Annotated in this window: 9 protein-coding genes; 5 read left to right on the plus strand and 4 right to left on the minus strand. The window is 47.9% G+C overall.

Annotated elements, in window-relative coordinates; genetic code table 11:
* Positions 1–53: 53 nt before the first annotated feature.
* Complete coding sequence (locus tag ACI4J0_RS07375) at positions 54–695, plus strand: DUF5067 domain-containing protein (RefSeq protein WP_439765171.1); 642 nt, start codon at positions 54–56, stop codon at positions 693–695.
* 66 nt (positions 696–761) lie between these two features.
* Here the strand turns inward: ACI4J0_RS07375 and ACI4J0_RS07380 are convergent, their stop codons facing one another.
* From ACI4J0_RS07380 to ACI4J0_RS07390, 3 genes are all read right to left on the minus strand, one after another.
* Positions 762–1,499, minus strand: coding sequence for a helix-turn-helix domain-containing protein (locus ACI4J0_RS07380; protein ID WP_439765172.1), 738 nt, complete (start codon positions 1,497–1,499; stop codon positions 762–764).
* Between the two features lie 285 nt (positions 1,500–1,784).
* A complete protein-coding gene (locus tag ACI4J0_RS07385; protein ID WP_439765173.1) occupies positions 1,785–2,576 on the minus strand; it encodes a hypothetical protein in 792 nt (263 codons plus the stop codon).
* Between the two features lie 97 nt (positions 2,577–2,673).
* On the minus strand, positions 2,674–3,426 hold the full coding sequence (locus ACI4J0_RS07390; protein WP_439765174.1) for a DUF4272 domain-containing protein: 753 nt from the start codon (positions 3,424–3,426) through the stop codon (positions 2,674–2,676).
* Between the two features lie 201 nt (positions 3,427–3,627).
* Here ACI4J0_RS07390 and ACI4J0_RS07395 point away from each other — a divergent pair, with 201 nt between their 5' ends.
* The 4 genes from ACI4J0_RS07395 to ACI4J0_RS07410 all read left to right on the plus strand — a co-directional run bounded on the left by ACI4J0_RS07395 (position 3,628) and on the right by ACI4J0_RS07410 (position 6,971).
* The gene (locus ACI4J0_RS07395) at positions 3,628–4,299 is read left to right on the plus strand and encodes a response regulator transcription factor (protein WP_439765175.1); all 672 of its coding nucleotides are present in this window, start codon (positions 3,628–3,630) and stop codon (positions 4,297–4,299) included.
* Entirely contained in the window at positions 4,299–5,333 is a 1,035-nt protein-coding gene (locus ACI4J0_RS07400) for a HAMP domain-containing sensor histidine kinase (protein ID WP_439765176.1), read from the plus strand. The genes ACI4J0_RS07395 and ACI4J0_RS07400 overlap by 1 nt, the downstream gene beginning before the upstream one ends.
* A 341-nt stretch (positions 5,334–5,674) precedes the next feature.
* Positions 5,675–6,301 carry a putative ABC transporter permease gene (locus tag ACI4J0_RS07405; RefSeq protein ID WP_439765177.1) on the plus strand — a complete coding sequence of 209 codons (627 nt, stop codon included), beginning with the start codon at positions 5,675–5,677 and terminating at the stop codon, positions 6,299–6,301.
* Positions 6,302–6,383: 82 nt separating this feature from the next.
* Positions 6,384–6,971, plus strand: a complete 588-nt coding sequence (locus tag ACI4J0_RS07410) for a hypothetical protein (protein ID WP_439765178.1) — start codon at positions 6,384–6,386, stop codon at positions 6,969–6,971.
* A 24-nt stretch (positions 6,972–6,995) separates the two neighbouring features.
* Here ACI4J0_RS07410 and ACI4J0_RS07415 read toward each other — a convergent pair whose 3' ends face one another.
* Positions 6,996–8,348 (minus strand): MATE family efflux transporter, encoded by a 1,353-nt coding sequence (locus tag ACI4J0_RS07415; protein WP_439765179.1) that lies wholly within the window; start codon positions 8,346–8,348, stop codon positions 6,996–6,998.
* Between the last annotated feature and the right edge of the window lie 266 nt (positions 8,349–8,614).

The following is an 8,614-nucleotide window of genomic DNA, read 5'->3' on the forward strand; positions in this document are numbered from 1 at the left end:
GTGCTTAAAAAGTTTTTTCAGTGATTTTGTTGCACTTGACTTGACAATCTATCATGAAAAAAGCAAAGTATATTTTCATTGCCGCTTTATGTGCCGCAGCTATGCTGTCTGCCTGCGGAAGCAGCGCTGACACATCGGGTCAGGCGGAGCTTGAGAGCCTCAAAGCTGAAAATGAAGCATTGAGAGCGGAAATAGCTGAAACAACCATGTCCGAAGTTGTTACATCTTCTGAGACCTCATCGGTGGAGATTGCGGAAGAGACAGCTGCTGAAACGAAAACTGAGATCGAAACCGAAACGACTACAGCCGCTACCGCAGAGGACGGAACAGCTGTATATGACGGCTGCAGTCTGAAAATAAATGGGGCGACTTTAGTGACCGATTATAAGGACGAACCTGCCATTGTGCTTGAAATGCAGTTTAAAAATGACTCTGAAGAAGCTGCTTCCTGCGGATTTACTTTTAGGACAGATGTATATCAGGAGGGCATTGAATGTGATACAGCTATTTTGTTTGGAGATGTTGCGGATAAATATGATACAAGCACGTATATAACGGATATCAAGCCCGGTGTGGAAATAACTGTATATAAAGCCTATAAGCTCAGAAACGAGACTTCGGACGTGAATGTTGAAGTAGGCGGTTTATATGATTTCAGCAAAGAGATACTTTTAGAACATACTTTTACATTCTGATTTGTGAAAATCCCCTGTCTGCCGAAAAGCAGACGGGGGATTTTGATCATTTATGCAATTTCACCGTCACGAGAAATTCGTAAAAGCGTCTGCTTTCGATACGCCCTGGGTGTGAATGTAAACGTCCATACAGGTCATGCCGTCCGTTTCGTAAACATACTCGAAGCAGGAAAGCACATTTTCCTTAGGCTTCTCGCGAAAGCCGTTAGCCTGCAAATGCTCAAGTATCATTTTATATGCGCCGCCGATACGCTCATATGCCGATACAAAGGGGTCGTATACTGTGATGACCGCATATTCCGCTTCTGCCTGCTCCGCATATTCCACTCCCGGGAAGTCGGTCTCAAAGCCCTCGGGAAGGATATATGCCGCCACATAACCGTGCAGTCCGAACCGTATATTCAGCTCGGGGGGCACAAAGGGGAAATCCCAGCCGATGAGCTTTGCGTCCGGGTGGGCTTCAAGCAGCCCCGACATCTGTGCCCAGCCCTTCATATACCTGTTCACATCGTCCTCGGGGTTGGGGGTTATCATAACGTATCTTGCCATTTTAAAGGCACTCAGCTGCTTGAAGGTCACCTCCGAATAGATGCTGCTGCGGTCTGAAAGCTCCTCTTTTATTAGCGCGTCCAGCTTGCAGGAAAAACGCTCGCTGAGCATTATGAGCTTCCCGAGCTCGGGAACTATCTCGTCAGACTCCCATTTTGATATGGTCTGACGGGATACGCCCATTTGCTCCGCAAGCTGCTCCTGGGTGAGCTTTTTCTGCTTTCTCAGATATCCGATATTTTTTCCAAGGCTCATATTTTTACCGTCCTTTCGCTGTTGTTTTTTTTATTATAGCATATTCGGAGAGGGTTTTCTACCGCACGTGGATTGCTTTTTATATTGATAATGTCACCCGGCGGTTTGCAGGTGACGACCTGCGGCGAGGTCGCGCTGCAGGCTTGTGCGCAACTGCTGCTTTGTTCCCGCGCCGATAGATCTTGCAACAGAACGATAAACCTTGGAATTTTTTGGAGACGCTAATTTGTATCGTTACCGAGACGTCAGACTGCCGCCCGTATAAATTACAGAACGTCCGGCTGCTTAGTTCATTTCGCTGTTTTCGGGGAGATATTCATATCCGCTGCTGTCGGGGGGAACGTCTGCGGCAGGGGCGGGGTTTGCTCCGGGGAAAAATTCGTCACTGGGAAATTCCAGTCTGCCGAAAATTTCCTTGGGAGACTCGGCGGCAGTGCAGCACTCCTTGTCGGGTACGCAGTAATCATATGTGGGGACAAGCAGGGAAACGGGACGCATAATGCGGACAACGCTGAAAAGTCCCAGAGTTACGGTAATGCCCCTTACAACGGAGCACTCGCAGCCTGTGTTGGTCTTGATGCACTCGATCTTTGTTTCAAGGGCAATAGGCTCCACAACGCTTACTGTTACCTTGGGCTTATTGCATATCTTGCAGCACTTGTCGGTCTCGCCGGTAACGCTGTCATCGCTGTCAAAGGTCTTGAAGCTGCCCTTGCTGCCGTAAAGTATAACTCTCTTGTTCCATACGGCACAGCCCTTGAGGGTTACAGCCTCGTCGGTGCAGGCGTTTTCGTATGCGTCCATTGTGAGCCTGAATGTGTAAGTAAGATCTACCGCATAGCAGCCCTTCTTGAAGGGAACGCAGTCAACGGATATGCACACGCCCGTTACCTCTGCGCAGCGGGTCTTGACCACCGTCATACAGTCGGTGAGACAGTAGCCCGGGTCAAGCGCCACCGCCAGGTCTGAGATGCAGTCCCTTTCCGAGCAGGTGTCGAAAATGCGCATTGCCTCGATGGTGACAGCCTCCTTGAAGCAGTCCTGCTTGCAGGGAGGAAATTTATATTCGTCAAACATAAGGGTACCTCCGTGAATATAGTATAATGTTATATTTTATTCAGCGGAGTGGGGAGATGTGACGGAAAATTTCAAAAAATTTCTTCACACAGCGCAGTTATGTATCAAGGGAAATATCGTTCCAGTCATCTTCATCGCTGATGAGCCATTCAAGTCCTCTTCTGCGTTCTGTCACCACCGCAGGGTCAAGTCCGTTTATGGGCGTATGGGGATCGATCTGCTTGTTTACGCAAGCCCAATGGTATCTGTAGTAAAGGTCGAGAACGTCAAGTATCTCGTTTATATCCCTAAGGCGGCATTTGCTTTTAAATTCTTCCATATTCTTACATTCGCTCAGAAGCCGTACCGCTGTTTCGCAGTCGCAGCAGTCGGAAGGCTCGCCCATATCGTCTATAAGCCCCAGCGCCCATACAAGTGCCCAGTAGCATTCGTATGTCCAGGTTATATCTACAGCGTCCTGCTCGGTAAAGTTATTGTCATAGAGAAGCTTTTCTTTCGCCAGAAGGCTGCCTGAGACTCCGTAACGCTCAAGAAGCCCCGAAAAGAATTCCTTTGAGTCCTCATATCCGTTTCCCTCGGAAATATCGCAGGCAAGCTGCACGGCGAAAAGACAAGCGGCAGCACGTTTGCAGATGTCGTCAAAAGGACGGACCGTTACTTCGTCGGCAGATTCAATAAGAGGAAGATTATAGGTATAGGCTATACCCATTGATCTGATCTTATCAATTGACCTTTGGCGGCGTGCCTCGGGAGAAGCAGGGTCTGCTTCTGTGCGGTTTTCCATAGTTTTTTTATTGCCGCCTTTCAGGGCTTCAAGCTTTGACTGAATAGATTTTATAAGATCGCTCATAGATTTGAAAGTTCCTTTCCGAGAATTTTTTGCAAAGGATATATTTGTGCTCTTTATTAACATTTTATCATTTCTCTGTTTTATTGTCAATACAATTCTATGCTGCTATATCGCACCCATACTTGCAAAACCCACCGCCATATGCTATAATGTGACATAAAGGGAATTATCCCGAAAGTTAAAAGGAAAGCGGTTTTATATATGTTTAAAATTCTGATAGCCGAGGACGACAGGGAGCTGAGGCTTTTGTTTCAGAGAGTCCTCACACGAAACGGCTACTCCGCTGTGGGAGCGGCGGACGGCAGCGAGGCTCTCGACCTTATTGACAAGGAATACTTCGACCTTATAATCTCCGACGTAATGATGCCGAAGGTGGACGGCTATGAGCTTGTGCGCTCCCTGAGAGACGCAGGCATCACCACTCCCGTGCTGATGATAACCGCAAAGGACGCTTATGACGATATGCGGGAGGGCTTCGTTTCGGGAACGGACGATTATATGGTAAAGCCTGTGAATGTGAATGAGATGGTGCTTCGTGTGGGCGCGCTGCTGAGACGGGCGCAGATGATAAACGACCGCCGTCAGGTCATAGGCAGCACCGTTCTCGAATATGACTCCATGACCGTTACAACCGGCGAGGGCAGTGTTCAGCTTCCCCAGAAGGAATTTATGCTCCTATACAAAATGGCTTCCTACCCCGGAAAGATATTCACAAAGCAGCAGCTTATGGACGATATATGGGGATATGAGTCGGACGCGGAGGCGCATACCGTTGAGGTGCATATCGGCAGGCTCAGAGACCGTTTCCGCGACAATCCCGATTTCCGTATCGTGACCATGCGGGGAGTGGGCTACAAGGTGGTGAAGCTCTGATGAAGAAGCGTGAACGAGAGAAAACGGGGCTTGGCATTATCATCTATTTCACACTGATAATCATTCTTGTGATAATGCTGACTCTGGGCTTTGCGGAGCTTATTACCTATATCCTCAATTACTATTTCCATCGGGCGCTGAATATGTCCTCCACAGGCTGGCTTATGATATTCAGCATTATTCTGGGGCTTGTTTTTGCCCGACTTGCAAGCAGTCTTATCCTTTCGCCCGTAACAAGGCTGGGAAAGGCGATGGAACAGGTGGCAAAGCGCGATTTTTCGGTAAGGCTTGAGACAAAGTCCGTCATCACCGAGGTAAGGGACATTTATGACAACTTCAACCTTATGACCTCCGAGCTTGGCACTGTTGAGGAATTGCAGACAAATTTTGTGTCAAGCGTTTCACACGAGTTCAAGACCCCCATAAATGCCATTGAGGGCTATGCTATGCTTTTGCAGGAGAAAAATATCTCTCCCGAGGAGCAGGGGGAATATGTGGAGAAAATACTCTTCAACACAAAGCGGCTTTCGGAGCTGGTGGGAAATATCCTGCTTCTCTCAAAGCTTGAAAATCAGGCGATACCCGCAAAGACGGAGAGCTTTCGACTTGACGAGCAAATTCGCCGAGCCATTCTTCTCCTTGAGTCGAAATGGTCCGCAAAGGACATAAGCTTTGATATTGACCTTGAGGAGACGGTATATAACGGCGCTGAGGGGCTTATGCTCCATATCTGGGTAAATCTCATTGACAACGCCGTTAAATTTTCCGAGACGGGCGGCAGCATAAAAATGACCCTGCGCCGCAAGAAGGACAGCATTGTTTTTGCAATTGAGGACAACGGCTGCGGCATTTCCGAGGAGGACTGCAGGCATATCTTCAACCGCTTCTATCAGTCCGACAGCTCCCGCAAGGACGAGGGCAGCGGTCTGGGGCTTGCTCTTGTGAAGCAGATAACCGAGCTTTGCGGCGGCAGAATTGATGTGAAAAGTGTTTTAGGCAAGGGGTCCCGGTTTACGGTGACCCTTAGCGGGTGACACCCCCCGCTTCCGATTTGTCGGGCTGATATTGTATCTATCGGCGCGGAAACAAAGCAACAATTCCGTATAAACAAACAGCGCGACCTCGCCGCGGGGCGTCCCCCGCTTCCTGTTTGTCGGGCTGATATTGTATCTATCGGCGCGGAGACAAAGCAACAATTCCGTATAAACAAACAGCGCGACCTCGCCGCGGGGCGTCCCCCGCCGCCGCCTGCCTCAACAAAAATTGAGGTTCGGTTGAAGTTTAGTTGCGGAATATGCTGTAGAATATAACCATAGAATGAAAATACTACATAAATTTTCAGTGCATAAATTTTCAGAGAAAGGGGTTATGTTCTATGACATACGGCTATGATATTTACGCTTTGGGAATAATGGTCGCTTTTATATCATTTCTGGGCTTCACGCTGGAAAATCTCTGGCTTGCCGCTACAAAGGGCTTTATTGACAACAGAAATATGCACCTGCCCTTTCTTATGGGCTACGGGCTTTTAGTGGTGGGAATGTATCTGCTCCTGGGCACTCCCGAGCATATGACCCTTCCCGGACATATTTCCGTTAATGCTTCAAAGGCGGAGAAATTCTTTATATATTTTCTATGCTCCATGGTGATAGTTACCGTAGGCGAGCTTATTCTCGGGCACCTTGTTGAAAAGGTCTGCGGCTTTGAATACTGGAATTACAACTGGATACCTCTCCATATCACCAAGTACACATCTATCCCCACAAGCATTGGCTTTGCGGCTATAATCACCTCCTTTATGGGCGCCTGCTTCGAGCCTATAATGGGCGTTATTTCCATGATGAACGCAGATGACATCAAGCCTTTGTCTGTAATGCTCGTCGGAATTATGGCTGCTGACCTTGCCGTAAGCTTTATGCAGATGAGGAAAAGGCACGGACTTAATGTGAGATGGATAAAGTACATAAGGAGAGAGCCTGAGAGGCTGCCTCATAAAACATAATAGTATGCGGGCGCTTGACACACGGACGGTATTGTGATATACTTTGTCTGTGCGTCAAGCTTTTTTATGGGAGGGGCAGCTTTTGGCAAAGGTTAAGGCTTCAAAGACATTTATTGTTCTGATACTTGCAATGGTGCTGTTCGCTGTGCTGGCAGCAGTGTTTTATTTATTGGATAAGCGCTTTGATAACGGATTTTTCTTTGCTATGTTCGTTACATTCCTTACGGTTTTCTATCACTTCATTATGAGAGTGGCGGTAGGGGAGATCGTTACGCTTATTTATGAAAAAAGAGAATTTCGTTATGATGCGAAATGGTATCGTCAGAGCCGCTTTGAAAAAAATTTTTATAAGAAAATAGGTCTCAAGAGGGCAAAGAAAAATGCGCTGACTGCAAAGCCATGGCAGTTTGATATCAATGAGCGGACTTATGAGGAGCTCCTTCACAATATGACTCAGGCGGAGGTGGCTCACGAGATCGTTATGGTATTGTCCTTTGTGCCTATCCTGTTCTCGCTCAGGTTCGGAGCGCTTGGGGTGTTTGTTATCACATCGGTTTTCGCCTGCCTTATTGACCTGTATTTCGTTATGATACAAAGATTTAACCGTCCGAGAGTGCTTGCTCTGAAAAGAAAAATGGATAAATCAAAAAATTCCGCACCCTTATGCTGATGCATAAACGGTGCGGAATTTTTGTTATTCGCTGCTGACCTTGCTTTTGGCAAGCAGCTTTCTGCGGCAGAGAAAATATGCGGGGATAAGGAACATATCCGCAAGTATCCATGCGGAGGGGGAGGCAAAGCAGGCTGCCGTAAAGCCTATAATGCCTACAAAATACGCTGCTGCTCCCCGTCCTATCATCTCGAGGAACCCTGCAATTGTGGCTGTGGGGGAGAAGCCCATTCCCTGTATGGAAAATCTGACTATATTTACCAGCGCAAGGGGGAAATAAAATGCGGCAAGGGTGTTCAGAAACTGCTTTACAAGGGGGATAAGGGCGGCGCTGCTTTCGTCCAGGAATATCATTGCGAGATAGTCGCCTGTGAGCAGGATAACGCACAGTATTCCCACAGAGTAGATAAGTCCCAGCAGTGTGCAGGCTCCGAGCCCTTTATTAAGGCGCTCCCATTTCCGTGCGCCCACGTTTTGCCCCATATAGGTCGCCATTGTGCTTCCCATTGCGTCGAAGGGGCAGCACATGAACATTGATATCTTATTGGCGGCTGTTACGGCGGTGACGTACATTGTTCCAAGCTGATTTACCGCGGTCTGGAGCACTACAGAGCCGATGGCGGTTATGGAATACTGAAGTCCCATGGGTATGCCCATGGCAAGAAGTGTTCCCGTATGCCTGCCCGAGGGCTTCATATCTTCCTTTGACATTACGAGTATGGGGAAGCCCCGACAGACCTTTATCAGGCAGCCTGTTCCGGATATGACCTGTGCGATGACTGTTGCCAGCGCTGCTCCGAACACGCCCATTTTAAAGGCGAGGATGAATATAATATCCAGCAAGATATTTATTACGGACGCTATGACAAGCCAGGTGACGGGGGTCTTGCTGTCGCTTAGGGAGCGGAGTATGGCGGCTGTCATATTGTAAAGAAAATAGGCGGGGATCCCTGCAAAGATGGTGAATATGTAGATGTAGGCGCGGTCAAATATGTCCTCGGGGGTGTTGGTGGCGCGGAGAATGTCCGAGCAGAAGATGAGTGTCGCGGCGGTTATGACAATAGTGAATATGATACACAGCCACAGGGAGCCTGAGACGTATTTTCGCAGCTGCTTATGATCGGCGGCGCCGTACATCTGGGATATGGGTATGGCGAAGCCGTTGCACACGCCCATTACAAAGCCGATGACGAGGAAGTTCAGCGAGCCTGTGCTGCCGACAGCGGCAAGTGCGTCGCTTCCCAAAATTCTGCCGACGATGGCGGTATCGGCAAGGTTGTAAAACTGCTGGAAGAGAAATCCGAAAAGTAAGGGTATCCCGAAGCCCAGAATGAGCTTGACGGGCTGTCCCTCTGTAAGGTCACGGGGTGCTGACATTTTTATCTTTCCTTTCTTTGAACTGTCAAGATACATATTATAATGATTTTTCGGGGAGAATACAATATATTATTTTGGACAGGACTTTTAACTTTTTGGGAAGAGTAATAAGATATTGGTATTTATTTATAAGCACAGGTGCTGATTTGGATAGATGTGTTGAATATGCACATTTTGCAGCGAAAAAGAGAGTTGCGGAAAGGCAAAATAGCCAAACCTAAAAAATAAGTCGAAAAAAGCTTGACAAACGAAGGTGAGTGTGGTAA

It is taken from the genome of Huintestinicola sp. (assembly GCF_051882455.1).
GTDB lineage: Bacteria > Bacillota > Clostridia > Oscillospirales > Ruminococcaceae > Huintestinicola.